The 19,551-nt window shown below is 43.5% G+C and carries 13 protein-coding genes; 1 reads left to right on the top strand and 12 read right to left on the bottom strand.

Features of this window, described 5'->3' with window-relative positions:
* Positions 1–11 precede the first annotated feature (11 nt).
* The 4 genes from LKO28_RS14865 to LKO28_RS14850 form a co-directional block, all read right to left on the bottom strand.
* Entirely contained in the window at positions 12–1,256 is a 1,245-nt protein-coding gene (locus tag LKO28_RS14865) for a glycan-binding surface protein (protein ID WP_227695819.1), read from the bottom strand.
* 11 nt (positions 1,257–1,267) lie between these two features.
* Positions 1,268–2,956, bottom strand: coding sequence for a RagB/SusD family nutrient uptake outer membrane protein (locus LKO28_RS14860; protein ID WP_227695818.1), 1,689 nt, complete (start codon positions 2,954–2,956; stop codon positions 1,268–1,270).
* A 20-nt stretch (positions 2,957–2,976) separates the two neighbouring features.
* Positions 2,977–6,204, bottom strand: coding sequence for a SusC/RagA family TonB-linked outer membrane protein (locus LKO28_RS14855; protein ID WP_227695817.1), 3,228 nt, complete (start codon positions 6,202–6,204; stop codon positions 2,977–2,979).
* A gap of 218 nt (positions 6,205–6,422) precedes the next feature.
* Positions 6,423–7,310, bottom strand: coding sequence for an AraC family transcriptional regulator (locus LKO28_RS14850; RefSeq protein ID WP_227695816.1), 888 nt, complete (start codon positions 7,308–7,310; stop codon positions 6,423–6,425).
* A gap of 195 nt (positions 7,311–7,505) precedes the next feature.
* Between LKO28_RS14850 and LKO28_RS14845 the strand changes: the two genes are divergently transcribed.
* Complete coding sequence (locus LKO28_RS14845) at positions 7,506–8,684, top strand: MFS transporter (protein WP_227695815.1); 1,179 nt, start codon at positions 7,506–7,508, stop codon at positions 8,682–8,684.
* Between the two features lies 1 nt (position 8,685).
* Here LKO28_RS14845 and LKO28_RS14840 read toward each other — a convergent pair whose 3' ends face one another.
* The 8 genes from LKO28_RS14840 to pelA all read right to left on the bottom strand — a co-directional run bounded on the left by LKO28_RS14840 (position 8,686) and on the right by pelA (position 19,547).
* A complete protein-coding gene (locus LKO28_RS14840; RefSeq protein ID WP_227695814.1) occupies positions 8,686–9,699 on the bottom strand; it encodes a LacI family DNA-binding transcriptional regulator in 1,014 nt (337 codons plus the stop codon).
* Positions 9,700–9,823: 124 nt separating this feature from the next.
* Positions 9,824–11,443: an NADP-dependent glyceraldehyde-3-phosphate dehydrogenase gene (locus LKO28_RS14835; protein ID WP_227695813.1), complete on the bottom strand. Its 1,620-nt coding sequence runs from the start codon at positions 11,441–11,443 to the stop codon at positions 9,824–9,826.
* A 36-nt stretch (positions 11,444–11,479) separates the two neighbouring features.
* Complete coding sequence (locus LKO28_RS14830) at positions 11,480–12,928, bottom strand: MFS transporter (protein ID WP_227695812.1); 1,449 nt, start codon at positions 12,926–12,928, stop codon at positions 11,480–11,482.
* A gap of 49 nt (positions 12,929–12,977) precedes the next feature.
* Positions 12,978–13,637, bottom strand: coding sequence for a bifunctional 4-hydroxy-2-oxoglutarate aldolase/2-dehydro-3-deoxy-phosphogluconate aldolase (locus LKO28_RS14825; protein WP_227695811.1), 660 nt, complete (start codon positions 13,635–13,637; stop codon positions 12,978–12,980).
* Positions 13,638–13,835: 198 nt separating this feature from the next.
* Positions 13,836–15,236: a glucuronate isomerase gene (uxaC, locus tag LKO28_RS14820; protein ID WP_227695809.1), complete on the bottom strand. Its 1,401-nt coding sequence runs from the start codon at positions 15,234–15,236 to the stop codon at positions 13,836–13,838.
* A gap of 13 nt (positions 15,237–15,249) precedes the next feature.
* Positions 15,250–16,896, bottom strand: coding sequence for a UxaA family hydrolase (locus tag LKO28_RS14815; protein WP_227695807.1), 1,647 nt, complete (start codon positions 16,894–16,896; stop codon positions 15,250–15,252).
* Positions 16,897–17,006: 110 nt separating this feature from the next.
* Positions 17,007–18,506 (bottom strand): tagaturonate reductase, encoded by a 1,500-nt coding sequence (locus LKO28_RS14810; RefSeq protein WP_227695805.1) that lies wholly within the window; start codon positions 18,504–18,506, stop codon positions 17,007–17,009.
* Between the two features lie 3 nt (positions 18,507–18,509).
* Complete coding sequence (pelA, locus tag LKO28_RS14805) at positions 18,510–19,547, bottom strand: pectate lyase (protein ID WP_227695804.1); 1,038 nt, start codon at positions 19,545–19,547, stop codon at positions 18,510–18,512.
* Between the last annotated feature and the right edge of the window lie 4 nt (positions 19,548–19,551).

Below are 19,551 nucleotides of genomic sequence, written 5' to 3'. Positions count from 1 at the left end.
TTTATTTTAGGTTACTGTGGCACAATTCTCAAATTATCCATTAAAATCACCGGGTCGGATGCCGTCCCCACATACACCAGCCCGCGGTTGGCCAAGAAAATATTCAAATTGTCAAACGCCTCGGGAAGTACGTTCAAAGACGACCCTGCTCCGTCGTACTTAAACTCCGAAAGTGGGATAGCAACGGTCACCCAACCATCAGTTTGGTACACACCGGCATTTCTCCATGGCATCCATATTCCACGCGGCTTGGCGTCCTCATAGAGTGGGCCGTTGGTTGTACCAGTAGCAGCGAAAATAAAGGAAAGCCCCACGGAACTCCATGGATTGGGAACAAAGGCCTCAAATTTCATCACCATTTCTTCCGGGCTGCCATCGAAGACTGCTCCGGTATGGCCGTTTTCATTCCCCCAATAGTGGCTCAGTCCGTCACTCTCACTTGCCGCGCTCCATTCCGTCGGCTCGGCAAAGGAGCCAGATAACTTCAGATAGTTTCCGGATAATGCAATAGCAGGATCACTTTCGAGTCTTCCGGCTCGACCCCAACTGTTCACAATCGGATAATCTGCATCATAATTCGTAAGCATTCCGCGGGTATCTCTAAAATGGAAGGTGGACCGAGCCGCGCCATAACGCGATTGTACCGAAACCGGTCCTTCAGCCGCGCCCGGAGGTACGATTACCTGAATCTCCGTTAGGGAATGTGAGACGATTTCTGTAGCCTCTATATTAGGTGAAAAAACCACCACCGGATGGTCTTGTGTCGCCGTCGAAAGGAAATAATTACCTTTTAGCACAGCGATTTCACCTTCTGGTACGTATTCGCATTCCATCGCTACGACTGCTGGCGGTGGCACCAGTACATTGAAGCCGTGCGCTACGGTATCCTGCTTCGAGCTATTCACAAAATAAATCTTATCGGTAACGTGTTCTGGTATATCTCGTGGTACCGATACTATAATGACCTCGTCCGTCATAAAACTCGTATTCAGCACTGCTTTTTGATCGTTAAACCAAATCTCGGATACGCTTTTCATATTTTCTCCGATGATGGCTATACTGTTACCTAAGAAGGCGCTCGTCAAAAGCGAATCACTTACGTTCTCGTCCGGCACGCGCACATAGCGAATCATCGGTGTGCCATCTTCCAATTCAAACATATCCGTATCGTCCTTACAGGCATTCGCCGAAAATAAAAGCAATAGACCTACACATGCGATACCTATCTTCGGCATTGTTTTATATATTGTTTTCATGTCTTCTCAGGTTAATATTGTATACTACTAAAATCAAACTTTATCGGATCCTTCAGCAGATTCGGATTCATCGTCAGGTCGGTGTCCGGAAAGGGCAATTGAAAATGTGCACCCGTAATATTTGGAACTACCGGATTATCATCATAACGGGTCACGTTAGAATCAAAGATCTCCGTCTTATAGAAATCGTCGAGCCCCATGTAAAAACTTCTTCGTTGTCCTTTTAGCTCCGCTATTGCTGCTGCGGGTTGATAATAGTGCCAACGTACATAGTCATACCATCGGTCGCCCTCACAGGCTAACTCCAGGCGCCTTTCTTTCCACACATCCTGCCAAGTAATTGAGGTCGTGTTACCACTAAAGCCGGCTCTCTTGCGGACGGCGTTATAGGCCTCCAGCGCCTTGGCATTCGTCGTTGAACCCGCATTGCCCATAACGGCTTCTGCATAGATTAAATACACATCTGCCAACCGCAGCAAATGCGTGCTTAAACTCGTTGACATATTCCGCATGGGTACTCCGATACCGGCTACGTGGTCGCTATTGTTCCCAACAAGGTGCTTCACGCTATTAGCCCCGGTAGGTGAGCGAAATTCGCCTGTTACATTTTCGGCAAAATCTGCATAATCGAATCCACCCTGATCAGCCCAAAAATATGCATAAACGTCGCCGTACATCATCATGGTCGCTTTTCGACGAACATCGACGTTGTTCCGCGTCAAGGAAAGAGCGCTTTCGTTAAAATCATCCTGAAGATCGACAGAAGGGCCACCCCAGTCTCCCCAAGTATCGCCAAATTCGGAAAACCCCGTCAGTGCCAAGTCGGATTGTAAAGTGTTCTGTGAGGTCCACACTTCCGATGATACCCAGTGCCAGGCAAGAAGACTTTCACTGGAGAAGTTGTTCTCTAGCCTAAAAATATCGGAATATACCGGTGTCAATATACGACCACTTTCATCGATTACTTTCCGCGCATACTCCGCGGCTTGGTCTAAATCCGCCTGATTGCGCGAACCACTTTGTCCGTACCCTGATTTGGTCAGGTAAACCTTGGATAGCAGGGCGTATGCGCTAAAGCGATCGATACGTCCGGGGCGATTATTAAGCGGAAGCCACTCTATAGCCTTTTCCAAGGTCATTACGATATACTGATACACGTCCTCGACAGGTGCTTTAAATACCTCGTTATAGTTTCCTGCTGCAATCTCTTCGGAATTGTTGTGGACAATCGGCACCGCTCCAAACGTGCGTACTAGATAAAAGTAAGTCATTGCTTTCCAAACTAACGCCTCTCCTTTCACGGTATTTTTCACAACTTGGCTCACGTTAGGCCCGGATTTGGCTTCGATATTTTCCAGTATACCGTTACAATACGCGTTGACGGACCATAACGAGGCGGACATGTTGACGAGATCCTGATCCGTAGAGTTAATGGTAAAAGTCAGGTAAGGCGAGTTACCCATATAATAATTTCCCGAAAGCACCTCGCCGACCTTGAAGAATCCGCGTTGGTAATCATACCAAGGTGAATTATAAATCGGGTTAACGGCCTGAAAGCATTGTTCATCCGTTTGGTAAAAGATATCGATGGTATAGCTGTCTACGGTAGGGCGATCTAAAAAGTCTCCGCAAGACCCGAAAGCGAACGTCAATATTACCCAACAAAAGACATGTCGTATCTGTGTATATATTCTTTTCATTGTTCTCATTCTTTGCATTATTAAAAAGATAAATTTATACCGGCAGAAAAAGTGCGGGGAGATGGGTAACGGCCGTTATCCAGACCAAATACGTTGGAACTGGCCATACTAGCTCCAATCTCTGGGTCATATCCCGTATATTTAGTAAAAGTATGCAGGTTTTGAATATTGACATATATCCGCACGTTGTCCAACCGCCATCGCTCCGTCCACGTCGAAGGCAAGGTATATCCTAATGCTATATTGCGGACACGCAGGTAAGAACCATCCTCGATATAACGATCACTAATTCGGTCATTATCGTTCGGATCATTAAAAATTGCCCGTGGTATTTTTGTGTCCGGATTGCTTACCTCGATGTTGGTGACATCTTCAAACCAATTGTTGACAACGGTTCCATTGACGTTCGCAGGGTAACTCTTGTCTGGATTTATCGGCTGCAGGATAGCACGATCGGCGACTTTTTGATGTTGGTTATTCCATCCTGTCAACATATTAGATAGGTTAATCCCCATATAATTCATTACTTTATTCCCGTATGATCCGTTTAGAAATACATTGAGATCAAAATTCTTATACCGAAAGCTATTATTAATGCCAAAAGTAAATTTAGGCATCGGTGAACCGATATCCGTCCGGTCGTAAGTATCGATGATACCATCTGGCACCCCATCCGGTCCGCTGATATCAGCATATTTGAGGTCGCCTACCCAAGTTGTATTAGCTCTATTAAATACGCCGTCGGAGGGATATTTTTCGGGTTTAGGTGAGTTTTGCAAGTCTTCCAAGTCACGGTACACACCGATCACTTTATATCCGTAAAAACTGTATAGCGGCTCGCCGATTCGAGATACCGAAACAACATCACTCCATTGTCCGTATCCCTCAATATGCGCAGACGCCGTGCCGTCCAATGCGACCAATTTGTTCTTATTGACAGTTACCTGGAGATCGGTATCCCACTCGAAAGCTCCCGTCATATTTTTGGTCGATACGGCCAATTCGAATCCCTTATTGTTGATCGTGCCATAATTTCCCATCGGCGACGCCAATGCGGACGAAGCGTTTCCGCGTGTTCCCATATAGGAGGGAAGCTGCAACGCCATTAACATGTCTTTGGAAGTTTTATCGTAGACATCCGCGACTACTCTTAGCCGGTCGTTGAAGAACGCTAGGTCTAATCCGAAGTTCCATTGTTCCTGTGTTTCCCACTGTATATAGGGATTAGCTATATTAGACTGTCGATACCCGGGTCCAAGTCCAGTGGGCATCATCGTGATACTTGCTCCCCAGAGATAGGATCCTATACTGGAATTCCCCGTCTGTCCCCATCCAACACGTATTTTACCATCAGACACTACAGATTTCAAAGGCTCAAAAAACGCTTCGTTAGAGAAACGCCAAGACGTCGCAAACGAATGGAAGCTTGCCCAACGGTTTTCTGGCCCAAAATTAGATGAACCGTCCCGACGATAGGTATAGGTTCCCATAAATCGATCTTGGTAATTATACATCAGGCGGCCAAAAAAAGAAGACATCGCGGATTCGCCAAACCCAGAATTTATTTGTGGATCTTCTCCTAAACGCGGGTTTTGCACGTCATTGGAAGGGAGCCCCGTGGCACTGATACGCATAAACTCGTAAGTAGATTCCCATGCTTCCTGTCCGAGCATAGCGTTGATCGCATGCCCTGAGCCGAAGTTACGCGTGTACGTCAAATAGTTTTTGAGTTGCCAGAACTTACTATTGTTGCGTTGCCACGCGTTCATATTTATGGTTCTTCTCCAGTTCCCTAATTCCAATGTAGGCTCGAATACTTCTGCGCGTGATCCGCTAATATCAAATCCAAGCTCTGATCGCCACACCAAGCCTTCCAAAATGGTCAGATCGGCGAAGACGCTTCCGTTTAACTTGGTTCTATCCAGCAGTATCTTGTCGCTCAGTGCCTTCGCTATAGGGTTCAATGTGGTGTAGCCTTCCCGTACTACACTGGCGTAATTCCCATCTATATCATAAATCGGAATATCGGGCGGCGTTAACAATGAAAACTTCACGACCCCTTCGTCACTATCTACCAAACTGAGCCGTTCGCCCGTAGCGGAATACATTGCGTTTAAACCTAATTTGAACCAGCTTTTAAGCTGTGCATCCAGATTAGACCGGAAAGAATATCGATCGAAATTCGTACCGATGACCGTACCGGTCTGGTCCATAAAAGAGCCCGAAACATAGTACTTCACAGCGTCTGTGCCGCCTTGCGCAGATAGCTGATGCTGCTGCATCGGGGCATTCCGGAAAATCGCTTCCTGCCAATTTGTTCCCTCACCAAGCAAAGACGGATCAAGGAACTCCACGCGATTGTCTCTGGAATTAGTTTCCCCGGCAATATCGTTGCTAAAAGCCGCGAACTCCCGCAGGTTCATCATATCCAATCGGATGGGTTGGTTTTGTATGGCGGTTAGCCCTTCGTAGCCAAACTTCGCTTCGCCTGCTCGTCCCCTTTTTGTCGTTATCAGCACCACCCCATTCGCACCTTGTGCTCCATAAATCGCCGTTGCAGAGGCGTCCTTCAGCACTTCTATCGAAACAATATCTGCGGGATTGAGGGTGGACAGGGGAGAGATGGTAGACACGCTTCCATTTCCAAGTGCATCCCCCAAACCAAAAGATGCGCCACTAGCCCCACCTCCCTGCACGATCACTCCGTCGATTACGTAAAGAGGCTCGGCATTAGCGTTGATCGTTGCCTGCCCCCGTACCCGGATAGACATTGCGCCTCCAGGCGCGCCCGAAGTCATGGTTGCTGTGACGCCTGATGCCCGACCTTGCAATGCTTGGTCGAGGTTGGTTACAACCGATCCTTTTAATTGCTCCTCGCTGACAGTGACTGAAGAACCAGACAAGTCACCTTTACGGACGGCACCATAACCGATGGCTACTACTTGGTCGAGTTCGTTTACACTGCCGGCCATGCGCACGTTCAGTTCGTTCCCCATGACGCGAATTTCCTGTGTCTCCATTCCGATATAGGAAAATACAAGAACGCTGTTTGCTTGGGCTTGAATACGATAGCGGCCTTCGTTATCCGTACTTGTTTGGCTAGTTGTCCCCTTCACGCTGACAGAAACGCCCGAAACCGCTCCGCCATGCATCAAATCGGTTACCCGCCCACTGACTTGCATGTTCTGTGCCTGCAGCCAGGTAGGTAATAACGTTACAAACAGCATGAAATAAAATAATCTATTCATATCTATGGTATTAGTTTATATAAGTATTGGCGGTTTATTATTGCTCTACAATAAGCAATACTCAAATGTAGGAAGAACTTATTTTCGGATGTAATACTTTTTTATCCATTAAAGACACTTATCAAGCCAATATATATCTCTACTAACACATAGCGGCATGCCATAGACGCATTTTCTTATCCTCCCAAAATAGAGACGGCGATAAGCAGGATAGCTTTTTACAGAAAAAACTTGGACGCCCGATATTTCTTCCGAAAATCTGACGGTGTACAGCCTTTTTTCTTCAAAAAGATTCGGTTAAAGTTTGATAAGTTATTAAATCCAGATTGTAGCGCTATTTCTGCTATGCTATAGGTGGTATCAATCAACTTTCGGCTAGCGTGCCCCAGCCGGATGTCATTCAGCGTATCCACAAAACTTCGTCCTGTCCTCAGTTTTAAAAAACGGCTTACGGATACCTCTGTCATGCCCACCAAATCACTGACATCCCGTAAAGTCACTTCCTCCGTATAAGTCTCCATTAAAAATTGGATAATCCGCTCTACCCGTCTGCTATTAAATTGTTGATTATCCGCGTGAAATGAGCGACTAGAGAGCGTCCGTGCCGTTGTATCGAGTGAAAGCGCATACAAAAGCTCTATGAGCTTCATCACGGAGTAAAAACCATCGTTGTCGGCAGCCAAATCATAAATTTTTTCTTTAATCTGCTTGGTAACTTCCACACCAAAAGACATCCCGTATGCCGCTTTAGCGAACATACTTTGTATAGTTCTAAATTGATTCTTATTCAGTAATTGATCATTTAAAAGATTAGGATGGAATTGGATGGTAATCTCTTTAATTATCTTTCCCTCCCCCAGCCGATGATTCACCCATCCGTGTTCCAAATTCGAACTCGTAACCAGTGCCAGTTCTGTATCTTCTATTTCTTCTATGCTATCACCCACAATACGTTGCGCTCCCTTCGCGTTTTCAATGAAATTCAATTCATACTCCGCATGTACGTGGACAGGGAAATCGAATTCCGTTTTCTCGCGAGAAAACACCATAAAACAATCTTTCTCTGAGAGTGGTGTGGTTTCCCGTAATATGGATAGCATATTCATTTACATTCAAATTAATATTCGTTGTTCATCCATGCAGAATGGTTTATCTTTAAGCAAGATCCGGCTTTCTCAAAGCCAGCAGGTAGATCTTTGCCTTTCGGTTATTTCTTGACGAACAATCAAATTTACAAAAGTGTGATCAATTTCTAATGAACAAAATTTAGTGTACTTTTGTTCCCATATCAGGATATCACCATGGACTCGTCAACAAGTACAAAAAACACGGCAGTGTATGGAAACAAACAGCGCATCCGTTTGGCGGTTTCGTTATTTTATTTCGGTCAAGGATTGGCCTTCGCCAGTTGGGCAAGCCGTATTCCCGTAATAAAAGAACAATTGCAGCTTACCGAAGCCCAACTGGGAACCATTTTGCTCGCATTGCCGATTGGCCAATTGATAACTATGCCCATTTCTGGGAAATTAGTCGGTAAATACGGAAGCCATCGTATTATGCCGATTGCAGCGGTGGTTTACTTAATGGTCCTATGTTCAATAGCTTATGCATCCAATGCATGGCAATTGGGAGGCACCCTCTTACTTTTTGGAATCACTGGAAATCTCTGTAATATTTCCGTAAACACACAGGGGGTATTAGCGGAACGACTCTATAAGAAATCCATCATGTCATCGTTTCATGGTTCATGGAGTATTGCCGGCTTTACGGGCGCCGTAATTGGATTGGTTTCCCTCAACATTGACCTCTCCACACAAACGCACTTCTACATCATCTTGGGGCTGATGCTTATTAATATTCTCCTTAATCGAGCCTATCTTGTACAGGATGACTCCAATCCGTCAGAGAAAAAGTCCTTTTCCTTCAAGCCTGATCGTCTACTCATATCGCTAGGTGTAATCGGTTTCTGTAGCATGGCAACCGAAGGCGCGATGTTCGATTGGAGCGGTGTGTATTTTCACGACATTGTGAAAGCTCCGGAAAAATGGACGACCCTTGGATACGCTTCCTTTATGATCATGATGGCGTTAGGGCGGTTTATGGGAGACGCCGTGATTAGTCGAATTGGCCGTAAACGGACATTACAGATTAGCGGACTACTTATGTTTATAGGGATGATGGGTGCAGTAATATTCCCGCAACTCGTACTATGTACGCTAGCTTTCATGCTCGTTGGGCTTGGCGTGGCCTGTAATATACCTTCGGTTTATTCTGTTGCTGGAAAACATAAGACCATTTCCTCCGGCGTAGCCTTAGCGATGGTATCGAGTGTCAGTTATTTGGGCTTTTTAATGGGGCCTCCGTTAATCGGTTATATAGCCGAAGTCTTTAATTTACGTTATTCTTTTGGGGTATTCGCCTGTTTTGGCTTGTTGATGTTCGCATTGACCAGCCGCCTTACGGTATTTAATAAAAATTAGGTTATATCCCCTGTTCAATTAAGGTGGTGGGGAACACGATGGTCTGAAAATCCTCGATGGGATGTTTGGCTTCAATTTGCTGGATCAAAAGTTCAGCAGCTCTTTCTCCCATTTCGAATGCTGGCTGGCGTACCGCGGTGATAGGCGGAGAGAAAAGACTTACGGCTTTGGAATTCGTAAAACCGGTGACCTCAATTTTGGTTAAATCAGCTCCGGGCCGCTCTTTCATCGCCTGCAAATATCCCATACTCAACTTATCCCCGGAGATAAAAATAGCATCATATTCTTCTTGTAGCAGTTCCGTAACGGCTTGCTCTATTTCGTCTTGATGAAGCCCTCCGTATTCGCAATGTTTAACCAGTGCGGGGATGTAGGGAAGTCCATTGGCTTCCAAGCCCATTTTATAACCTTCTAGTCGCTCTCTGGTAATAGAGAGTTTTTTTGTTCCGGTAAGATGCGCGATCTTTCGCTTTCCTTTGTTTACCAGATATTGTATCGCATCAAAGCCGCCTTGGCGATTATCTGCGATTACTTTATGACACGATGCCAAATTGGGGACCCGATCAAAAAACACGATCGGGAAGCCCTTACCGATCAAATGTTCTAAATAGGTAATATCCATGGTTTCGGCAGACAAGGCGATCAATAATCCATCTGTGGAGCGAGAGTAAAGGTGCTCGACATTGAGTCGTTCCCGTGCAGAAGATTCGCGCATTTGCGAAATAACAACTTGATAATTTTTGCTATAAGCCACAGATTCTATTCCATCAATCACTTGAGAGAAAAAATTGTTGGCAATCTCTGTGACAATAACGCCTATGCTGTAACTTTTTCTTTCCTTTAGGCTACGCGCTATGGGATTAGCACGGTAATTTATTTTTTCAGCATACTCCAATACTAGTTTTTTGGTGTCTGCACTAATTTCGTAACTATCACGTAAAGCTCTGGAAACAGTGGATGTAGAAAGGTTTAAGGCCTTTGCAATATCTTTTATCGTATAGTTCTCAAACGCCATAACAGGTAATTATCTTGTAATAATACCTAAAATAGCCGATATATTAAAATGACAGGATGGTAGGTAATAAAGTTGTTATCCAGAAAACAAATATGGGCAGATTTTTATCTGCCCATATTTGTTTTTAGAAGATATATTGTGTACTCAAGAAGTTAGAGCTACGATCGCTAACTATTTCGTTCAATACTTTCTTATTTGTATCCGTATTCTTTGTAGCCACGAGTGACCGAATGGAGAACGACCGAAGTGCATCCACCACAGACAGTGTTCCTTCGGCGCTGTCTTTTCTTCCCGTGAAAGGGAACGTATCTGGACCGCGCTGACATTGGCAATTAATATTAACACGGCTTACTTGATTAACCAACGGGTCTATCAAGGAAGAAATCACAGCATGGTTATTACTAAAAATACTAACCTGCTGCCCGTGTGAAGATTCAATCAAGTACTCGATAGGCTCTTCTAGATCATCAAAAGGAATGACAGGGATAACTGGACCAAACTGTTCCTCTCTGTAAAGTTTCATCTGCGCATTCACTGGATAGACAACCGCTGGATAGAAGAAGGATTCACATACTTCCCCTCCATGCTCGTTGATCACTTTAGCCCCGTGAGCTTTCGCATCTTCCAAACACTCCTTTAAATAAGCAGGTTTATTAACCTCCGGTAGTGGCGTTAATGCTACACCTTTTTCCCAAGGCATACCATACTTCAACTTGCTAACTTCTGCACTTAACTTCTTCAAAAACTCTTGTGCAATACTCCGGTGTACATATACAATCTTTAACGCTGTGCATCGCTGCCCGTTAAAGGACAGTGATCCCAATACGGTTTCAGAAACAGCCAAATCTAGGTCAGCATCTTTGGTCACAATCGCTGCATTTTTCGCATCCAGTCCCAATATAGCACGTAGCCTATTCACACGCGGATGCAACTTTTTCAACTCATCGGCCACACGGCTGGAACCGATCAAGGTCAATACATTGATCTTACCAGACTGCATCAACTGCGGAACGATTTTATTTCCACGGCCGTAAATGGTGTTTACTACACCTTTTGGAAAGCTAGTACGAAACGCTTCCAACAATGGGTAATGCAATAAAGTTCCATGCTTTGGTGGTTTAAATAACAGCGTATTACCCATAATCAATGCTGGAATGAGCGTCGTAAACGTTTCATTCAACGGATAATTAAACGGCCCCATACAAAGTACTACACCAAGCGGCGACCGACGAATCTGTGCAATGATTCCTTGTTCCATCTGGAAACGGGATGAGTCTCTATCCAGATCCTTCAAAGCATCGATTGTTGCATAAATATATTCAACCGTACGATCAAACTCTTTAACAGAATCGGCATAAGATTTCCCGATTTCCCACATAATGAGCTTTACCACGATATCCTTCTTCTCCAACATCTTCTCCGTGAAACGCTCTACGCAGCTGATTCGGTCGGCCACACTCATCGTTGGCCACTCACCACGCCCGTTATCATACGCCTTTACAGCGGCATCAAGCGCTACCATAGATTCCTTTTCGGTACATACCGGGTAACTGCCTATCCGCTTTCGCTCCAACCCATTTCCTGTTTTTACACAAATGGGTGAAAATACTTCACTGATTTGACCTGTCCACGTTAACATCTCGCCGTTTGAAAGAAACTCTCGCTGATCAATCTGTCCCTCCAAAGCAAATTCCGCGGGAATATCTCCTTCGCTATAGAAAATGCTTTCTAAATCTAACTGCATTGATAAATTGTTTAGGTTGATTAAATATTTGTTTACTTATTCTTTAATTATTTCCATTCTCGGTACTAGAGTCTTCATTACTGCCCATGCAATAAGGTAAGCCACCGCACAGAAGGAGAAGACAATAAAATAACCTGCTTCTTCTCCTTGAAAGCCCATAAATTTCATCTGTGTCTGTGCCGCATGATCAAACAGTTGTCCAGAGCCATAGTTAATAAACGTGGAACCTACTCCTCCAGCGAGTCCACCGATACCTGTAACCGTAGCAATAGCGCTACGTGGGAACATATCACCTACAGTCGAGAAAATATTCGCCGACCAAGCTTGGTGAGCAGCTCCCGCCATACCTATGAACAACACAGGTACCCAGTACGAAAGGTGTCCTAGAGGCTGCGCGAACAACACAATTAATGGGATAAATGCGAACAAGAGCATAGCTTTCATCCTACCCTCGTAAGGGTTTAAGCCTTTCTTATCGACGAAATACGTTGGTAACCATCCACCGATGATAGATAGTAGTGTGATTAGATATAAGACAAACAAAGCTAACTGTCCTTCGGTATCGGATGATTTGATATCATAAACCGAAGAAAGGTAGGCAGGCATCCAGAACAAAAAGAACCACCAAACACCGTCTGTCATAAATTTACCAAACGCAAATGCCCACGTTTGTTTATATTGAAAACAACGTGCGAAGGACATTTTTTTCTTCTCCGCAGGAGCTGCGCCTACAACGTCTTCGGGTTCAACTTGATCGCCGTCTTGCATAATATATGCCAATTCAGCTTTGTTGACCTTAGGATGCTCATGCGGTTTTTTATACATAAAAACCCAAAAACCCATCCACACAAAACCTAAAGCACCAATAATTATAAAGGACATTTCCCAACCCCAATGCTGGGCAATTACAGGAATAGTAAGGGGTGCAGCTAAAGCGCCAATTGTAGCGCCAGCGTTGAAAATACTCGTCGAAAGCGCTCTATCCTTTTTCGGGAAATATTCTGCAGTAGCTTTAATCGCAGCCGGAAAGTTACCTGCTTCCCCCACAGCTAACACAAAACGGGCGAAGATAAACAAGGTTACACTCACATTGACTACCAAACCAACGTCGCTGACACGTGCGATAGCTTCCTTTGCTCCCTCAAACCCTACTAACCATTCGCCCGCTACAATACCCGAGGTGGCGATACCGCAAAATGCATGTATAACTGCCCCTATTGACCAGATACCGATCGCCCACAAAAATCCTTTTTTTGTATCCATCCAGTCCACAAACCGACCGGCGAATAACATACTTACCGCATAAAATATAGAAAATAGGGCGGTAATTAATCCATAATCACTATTAGTCCAATGGAACTCTGGAGCAATAAAATCTTTCCATGTGAGCGACAGTACCTGTCTGTCCAAATAGTTAATTGTCGTTGCAAAAAATAGCAGGGAACATATCGTCCACCTGTAAGCAGTTTTCTTTTCCATGTTCATTGGTGTAGCTTTTATTTTCTTAATTTTTCGTTACTCATGTATATCAAACTCATTTCTCAATTTCCATCTTGGCTTGTGCAACCAGTGCTAACGCTTGCTTTGTCTTTTCGGCCAAACCATCAACCTGCTTAGGGTTGATTAATTTGCTTCCCATTCCTACAGCACATACACCCGCGCCAAACCAAGATTTCAAATTTTCAATTTCTAAATCTACTCCCCCGGTAGGCATAAACAGCTGTCCTTTAAACAGCTCCTTAATAGCAGACAAGAATCCTGGCCCCAATACATTTGCTGGAAACAACTTGATTAAAGATGCTTTATTTTGTTGTGCCAAAGCGATCTCCGTAGGGGTCATACATCCAGGGATCCATAGCAGATCGTGACTGTGGGCTATATCTCCCACGCTTGGCGTGACAATAGGCGCAACAATAAAATCCGCCCCTAAGCTTATAAAATTCTCGGCCTCGGCATTTGTTTTGATGGTACCAATACCGAGCTGAAGTTCAGGCATCTCCTGGTTTCGAGCATCTATCAGCGCTTTAAAAACCTTTTTTGCCTCTTCTCCACGATTCGTAAATTCGAAAACGCGAATACCAGAGGCATATAACGTTTTTACAATATCTATACTTTCTTGGACGTCCGTGTGGAAAAACAAAGGCAACATGCCCTGTTTTAAGATGGCGTCTAAAACTTCTTTTCTCTTACTCATTATGATGTATAATTTTGTTCTATTTAAAGTATCTTCCGTGATATCATTTGAATGACCGGTTTAGGTGTCATGAGAATATTTTGGAAAGATAGTCATTTGAACACGGAATCCATAAAATGATTACGATAAGGATTTCGTTGATTACCTATTGCTACATGGTCTGCAAACGAGGTAATCAACGAAATCGTCTATTCACAACTAGAAATTAAAGTATTCCTTCGCGTTATGGTAACTAATGTCGCCGACAATCTTGCCGATCCATTCGACATCATTAGGTAATTCTCCTTTTTCTACATCTTCTCCGAAAATATCGCACACCAATCTTCGGAAGTATTCGTGCCGTGGAAACGATAGGAAACTTCTAGAGTCGGTCAGCATACCCACTAAACGGCTTAACAAGCCCATGTTGGACAACGCATTTATCTGCTTCGTCATACCATCTTTTTGATCGAGGAACCACCAAGCTGATCCAAACTGAATTTTCCCCTTAATGGAGCCATCATTGAAATTCCCGATCATCGTAGCAATCAGCTCATTGTCGGCCGGATTAAGGTTGTATAAAATTGTTTTTGTTAATTTATCTTCGTTGTCCAAGCGATTTAAAAATTTGGAAAGCGCTCTCGCTTGACTAAAATCACCAATAGAATCCCAACCGGTATCAGGGCCATTTATCCGCAGCATGCGTGCATTGTTATTCCGTAGTGCGCCTAAATGGTATTGCTGAACCCAGCCTTTTTCGTGATCCCATTCAGCAAACTGCACCAACATAGCAGATTTGAATTTCAAATTCTCGCTATAGGTTAGCGTCTGATTTGTTCTAATTTTTTCAAATATAGCTGCGATTTCCTGATCGGTATAATCCTCGGCATAAATCTGCTCCAATCCGTGGTCGGAAACCGAGCACCCATTTGCCGCGAAGAAATCATGTCGAGCTTTCAACGCATCCAGATAGGCGGAAAAGCTGTTAATAGAAGTGTTTGTTACCGCTTCGACTTGATCAATATAAGCGTTCAGTGCTTGCACATCATCACTGTTCATTGCTTTGTCCGGACGAAAAGCAGGCAACATTTTAAAACTCTCCTGCTCTTTCGCAAATTGCTGGTGAAAATTCAACGAATCTATCGGGTCGTCTGTCGTACAAACAACCTCTACATTCATCATCTTCAACAATCCACGAACAGAATACGCCGGCTCCGCCAATTTTGCAGCCGTCTCTTCATAAATCTTTTCTGCTGTTTTGGGTGATAATAAATCTGTAATCCCAAAATAACGCTGAAGCTCTAAGTGTGTCCAATGAAACAGGGGGTTACGCAAAGTGTATGGAACCGTTTCTGCCCATTTCAAAAATTTATCCTTGTCAGAAGCATCACCCGTAATGTATTTCTCATTCACCCCATTGGCACGCATAGCACGCCATTTATAATGGTCGCCCTGCAACCATACCTGTGTGATGTTTTCAAATTGCGTGTCGTTCACAATTTGTTCAGGTATTAAGTGGTTGTGATAATCAATAATCGGCAAATTCTTAGAAAACTGATGATATAAGGTTTCTGCTGTTTTGCTATTTAATAAAAAATTGTCGTCTAAAAATGTTTTCATGATGATAATGGTTTTATAAACTAACTCCTCTTTTCCAAGGAATAAAATCGTCTTGATTTAACTGAACTGCTTTGGGTATAATCTCACCACTTGCCGCTTTAATACAATATTCCAGAATATCTTCTCCCATTTGCTCGATGGTTTTGTCCCCATCAATGATCGGCCCTGTATTGATATCAATTATATCGCCCATGCGTTTTGCCAACGTATTATTGGTAGCCACCTTGATAACCGGACAAATAGGATTACCAGTCGGCGTACCTAAGCCAGTGGTAAACAAAATCAACGTAGCGCCTGAAGCGGCTTTTCCAGTGGTAGCCTCCACATCATTACCTGGCGTACATACCAAGTTTAATCCAGGTTTTGTGGCTTCCTCCGTGTAGTCTAAAACATCAACTACGGGAGATGTTCCTCCTTTCTTTGCAGCTCCCGTACTTTTTATCGCATCGGTAATCAAACCGTCCCGAATATTACCTGGTGATGGATTCATGTGAAACCCAGAACCTACGTTTTCTGCCGCCTGGCTATATGCCCCCATCAATCTAATAAATTTATGAGCGGCATCGGGTTCGATCGTCCGATCGATTAAATTTTGTTCGGCACCGCACAGCTCTGGGAATTCTGCTAATAGCACTTTACCTCCCAAAGCGACTAGCAAGTCAGAGGTGTATCCAACAGCTGGGTTAGCGGATATTCCACTAAAACCGTCGCTACCTCCGCATTTCACCCCCAGAGTCAACTTGCTTAATGGGGCAGGTTGGCGCTCAAACTTATTTACTTCAATAAGATCTATAAATGTCTTTTGTATTGCTTCTTTTATAAGCTGCTCTTCGCTTTTCGACTGTTGTTGTTCGAAAACGTGAAGGGGTTTATTGAAGTTAGGATTGCGCTCTTTGATATCTGTCAACAAATCATTTAACTGCAGGTTCTGACAGCCAAGGCTTAAAACCGTGACACCTGCCACATTGGGATGGTCTGCGTAGGCTGCCAACAGTTTTCCTAATACGGCAGCGTCCTGACGAATGCCACCGCAGCCCCCTTGATGATTCAAAAACTTAATGCCATCAATATTCTTAAATACTCGGTTTTTAGGGTGAGAAACGACACTTAATTCGTCTGGTGATAGCGCTGTTATATCTTGGCCTTCTTCATACGCGGCTAATAGTTCGCGTGTAAACGCTCGATATTTGCCTGTCACGGAATAACCCAACTCATTGTGAAGGGCTTCCTTAATAACATCTAGATTTCTATTTTCGCAGAAAACCGTGGGAACAAATAACCAATAATTAGCCGTACCTACTCTACCGTCTTCTCGTACATAACCGTTAAAAGTTCTTCCCACAAACCGGGAAACGTCTGGGGCCTCCCAAGTGTATTGGTAAGGTCTAAACGTGTAGGGATCCGCAGCATGCTTGGTGTTATCGGTATTCATTATGCCGCCCTGTGGCACGGTATACTGTGTCTTTCCCACCAACACTCCATACATATATATCTCATCTCCCTCGTGCATTTCCTGCATGAAAAACTTATGTTTCGCTGGAACATCTTCCTGTAAGGTATAGACGGAGCCGTTAAATTCAATTTGCTCACCTTTTGAAAGATCCTGCAACGCCACCAGCACGTTATCCTTCGGATGGATTCTTAATATTTTACTCGCCATTATGCCTTTTAAATTTCATTTAATAATTATCTATGCGTGTTAAATCTCAATGGTATAGAAGATTTTTTCTCCGTTTGCTCTTTAAGAAGAAGAAAATTGTATTGATCTATTTAGTCCAAAGAGGTTTCAATTGTTTTTAGTACGCCATGAGCGTTTATCTCATCTAAAGATTGTTTGACTGCTGATTCAAAACCGGGATAGGCTGTTAAATCCTTTCCCCATAGACTATCGTCACGCAACACATTTCCTACTACGGTTTCGGAATCCTTCCAATAATCATATAAAACGGGAGCAAACTCATCTTGCAATATGATTTTCTCTCCGTTAATTTCTTGTACATAACGCCCTTCCTGCTCTTCGGTATTCATAAATTTAATATAGGCCGCAAAACCTAAAGCGATATACGATGGCGGAAGCAAATTCTTTTTATACCATTTTTCCAATAGCGCTATGTTACGCATATTCATTTTGGATGTATAGTTTAATGCTATACTTTCCCAACGATGCTCCAAAAAGGGGTTACTAAAACGATCGATCACCCGATTAGAAAAGTCCTCTACATCTTGTGTTTCAATAGTTTCATCGACAATAGCTTTACTGATTTCATTTTTCATTAAGCCTTTTACAAAAGCATTGAAGGTATCGTTCTTCATGGCTTCTTTTACCGTGATAAAACCACTCCATAGCGCAGCAGCACAACTTAATGTGTGTGTACCATTGAGCAACCGCAACTTAATTTCCTTAAATTTATCAATAGAAGGAACAAGCACAACGCCATTATCTACCTCTGCAAACGAAAGGATCTGTTTTACACGCGGCGAGTCGGTTTCAATAGCCCATAAACGGAAAGGCTCAGCCATAATCATAAGTTGATCTTGATAACCCAATTCTTCTTCCGTCTGTTTTTGTTCTTCTTTCGGCAAACGACCAGGTACGATACGGTCCACCAAGGTATTACAAAAATCGTTGGCTTCGTCTAGCCACGCTAAAAAGTCTTCTTCCAAGTTGTTTTGAACCGCCAAACTGTGTAATATTTTCTTCAGTTTCGTAGCATTATCAGATATTAATTCCGTAGGTAGTATAACCAACCCTTTCGTTTTATCACCACCAAAGTGACGATAACGCTCATAAAGGAAGGCTAATAATTTTCCTGGAAATGATGCCGGTGGATTATCAGATATCGTATCATTGCTCATGACGATTCCCACTTCCGTTGTATTCGAGAACACAACTTGCATATCCGGGTTGTGCGCGGCTTCCAAAATTGCCGTCCAATCTTTCGAAGCAGCTAACACACGTGATATAGCGTTATTAACGCTATATCTTACCACTTCCTGTCCTTCTTCTATTCCTTTTATGCATAAAGTATACACTCCTTCCTGCTCGGAAAATTCATCTGTACCAGATGATGCGGTCGATTTAACAACTAAAATACGTCCATTAAACACACCCGCTTTATTTGCTTTGTCAACAAAATAATCGGGTAAACCTCTTAATAACACGCCTGTGCCAAACTGCAATACGCGTTCCGGCAATTCAAAGGAGTTACCCTTAGGCAACTCAACCTTGTTTACATCTATTTTTTCTATATTCTCTCTTGAAAGTAACATGCTTTATTTTTTTACCACTTTATTTTCCTTCCACTTGGGATATTCATTCTCTAATAACTTGATCGGCCAGTTGCCAAACCATGCGTATCCATTTTTCCGTTCATCCGATATTGCTGAAAAATCATAGGTCACGCTATTATCACGATCGCCAAATATTGGCCGATTGCTCTCTTTGTCATAGAACCTAGCCCATACAACTGATGTGCTATCTGCAATCAGATTACGTACGGTTTTGCCTGTACTTGGATCAACCGTCCGGTCGAACCGGTACCCCTCAATATCATGCACCGCAAACCAACTAATCGCTGCCTCTATAGCCTTTTCGATGGCGGGTGTAATGGGCTGCTTCATCAAGAAACGAACGATGTTGACAGACTCCGATGTACTTAGTGAAATAGGTTCAAACGCCCTTGCTTGTTCCGGTTGAAGTGTTTTCTCATTATATTGAGCAGCCCAGATAGTCAACGAATCACCCTGTATAATCTGTGTTTTCAATATGCAGTCTATGCCTCTCGCCACTGCATCCGTTGCGCGCTCTTTTAAACGATCTTCTGCTAACACGACACAACCGTTTTTCTCTTTTACCAGATTATCCAAGACCGTCAACACATTAATCATCGCGTTATCGTTATACGTGATCTGTCCGCGATACAAGGATGTATTGGGATAATATTGAGGAAAACCACCATTCTCATACTGTGCTTCTAATAAGTACTCAATTCCTCGGCGCGCCGCATTTAAATAAGCAGCGTTCTGCGTTTTATGATAAGCCGCTATAAGGATATTAATTTCCTTAGTAGTCGCGCCATTGTCTATAGTTGCGTGCTTTTCATCCGTTTCGCTAATTTTTTGAAGCAATTTTTCTGTTAACGGTAAAGTATAGTTAACTGCCTTTTTATCGATCAACTGTTTTCCCCATGCACCGTTGGAAAGTTGGTATACCAACACCTTTTCTGCTAAGCTGTCCGTCTGTTGTGCAAAAGTGGAAAAAGAAAATCCGAACAAACAACAGCTCCATATTAAAAGTCTAGTAACCAACATTTTT

The organism is Sphingobacterium sp. FBM7-1, from assembly GCF_020687765.1.
In the GTDB taxonomy this organism is placed as follows: Bacteria; Bacteroidota; Bacteroidia; order Sphingobacteriales; family Sphingobacteriaceae; genus Sphingobacterium.
Note: the sequence above shows the minus strand (reverse complement) of the source record. Positions and strands in the feature narration are given on the sequence as shown.

Coding starts and splice junctions, on each gene's coding strand:
- LKO28_RS14835 (WP_227695813.1), bottom strand. CDS start 11,443: ATGCAGTTAGATTTAGAAAGCATTTTCTATAGCGAAGGAGATATTCCC.
- LKO28_RS14840 (WP_227695814.1), bottom strand. CDS start 9,699: ATGGCGTTTGAGAACTATACGATAAAAGATATTGCAAAGGCCTTAAAC.
- LKO28_RS14845 (WP_227695815.1), top strand. CDS start 7,506: ATGGACTCGTCAACAAGTACAAAAAACACGGCAGTGTATGGAAACAAA.
- LKO28_RS14810 (WP_227695805.1), bottom strand. CDS start 18,506: ATGTTACTTTCAAGAGAGAATATAGAAAAAATAGATGTAAACAAGGTT.
- LKO28_RS14855 (WP_227695817.1), bottom strand. CDS start 6,204: ATGAATAGATTATTTTATTTCATGCTGTTTGTAACGTTATTACCTACC.
- LKO28_RS14830 (WP_227695812.1), bottom strand. CDS start 12,928: ATGAACATGGAAAAGAAAACTGCTTACAGGTGGACGATATGTTCCCTG.
- LKO28_RS14825 (WP_227695811.1), bottom strand. CDS start 13,637: ATGAGTAAGAGAAAAGAAGTTTTAGACGCCATCTTAAAACAGGGCATG.
- pelA (WP_227695804.1), bottom strand. CDS start 19,547: ATGTTGGTTACTAGACTTTTAATATGGAGCTGTTGTTTGTTCGGATTT.
- LKO28_RS14850 (WP_227695816.1), bottom strand. CDS start 7,310: ATGAATATGCTATCCATATTACGGGAAACCACACCACTCTCAGAGAAA.
- LKO28_RS14860 (WP_227695818.1), bottom strand. CDS start 2,956: ATGAAAAGAATATATACACAGATACGACATGTCTTTTGTTGGGTAATA.
- LKO28_RS14865 (WP_227695819.1), bottom strand. CDS start 1,256: ATGAAAACAATATATAAAACAATGCCGAAGATAGGTATCGCATGTGTA.
- LKO28_RS14815 (WP_227695807.1), bottom strand. CDS start 16,896: ATGGCGAGTAAAATATTAAGAATCCATCCGAAGGATAACGTGCTGGTG.
- uxaC (WP_227695809.1), bottom strand. CDS start 15,236: ATGAAAACATTTTTAGACGACAATTTTTTATTAAATAGCAAAACAGCA.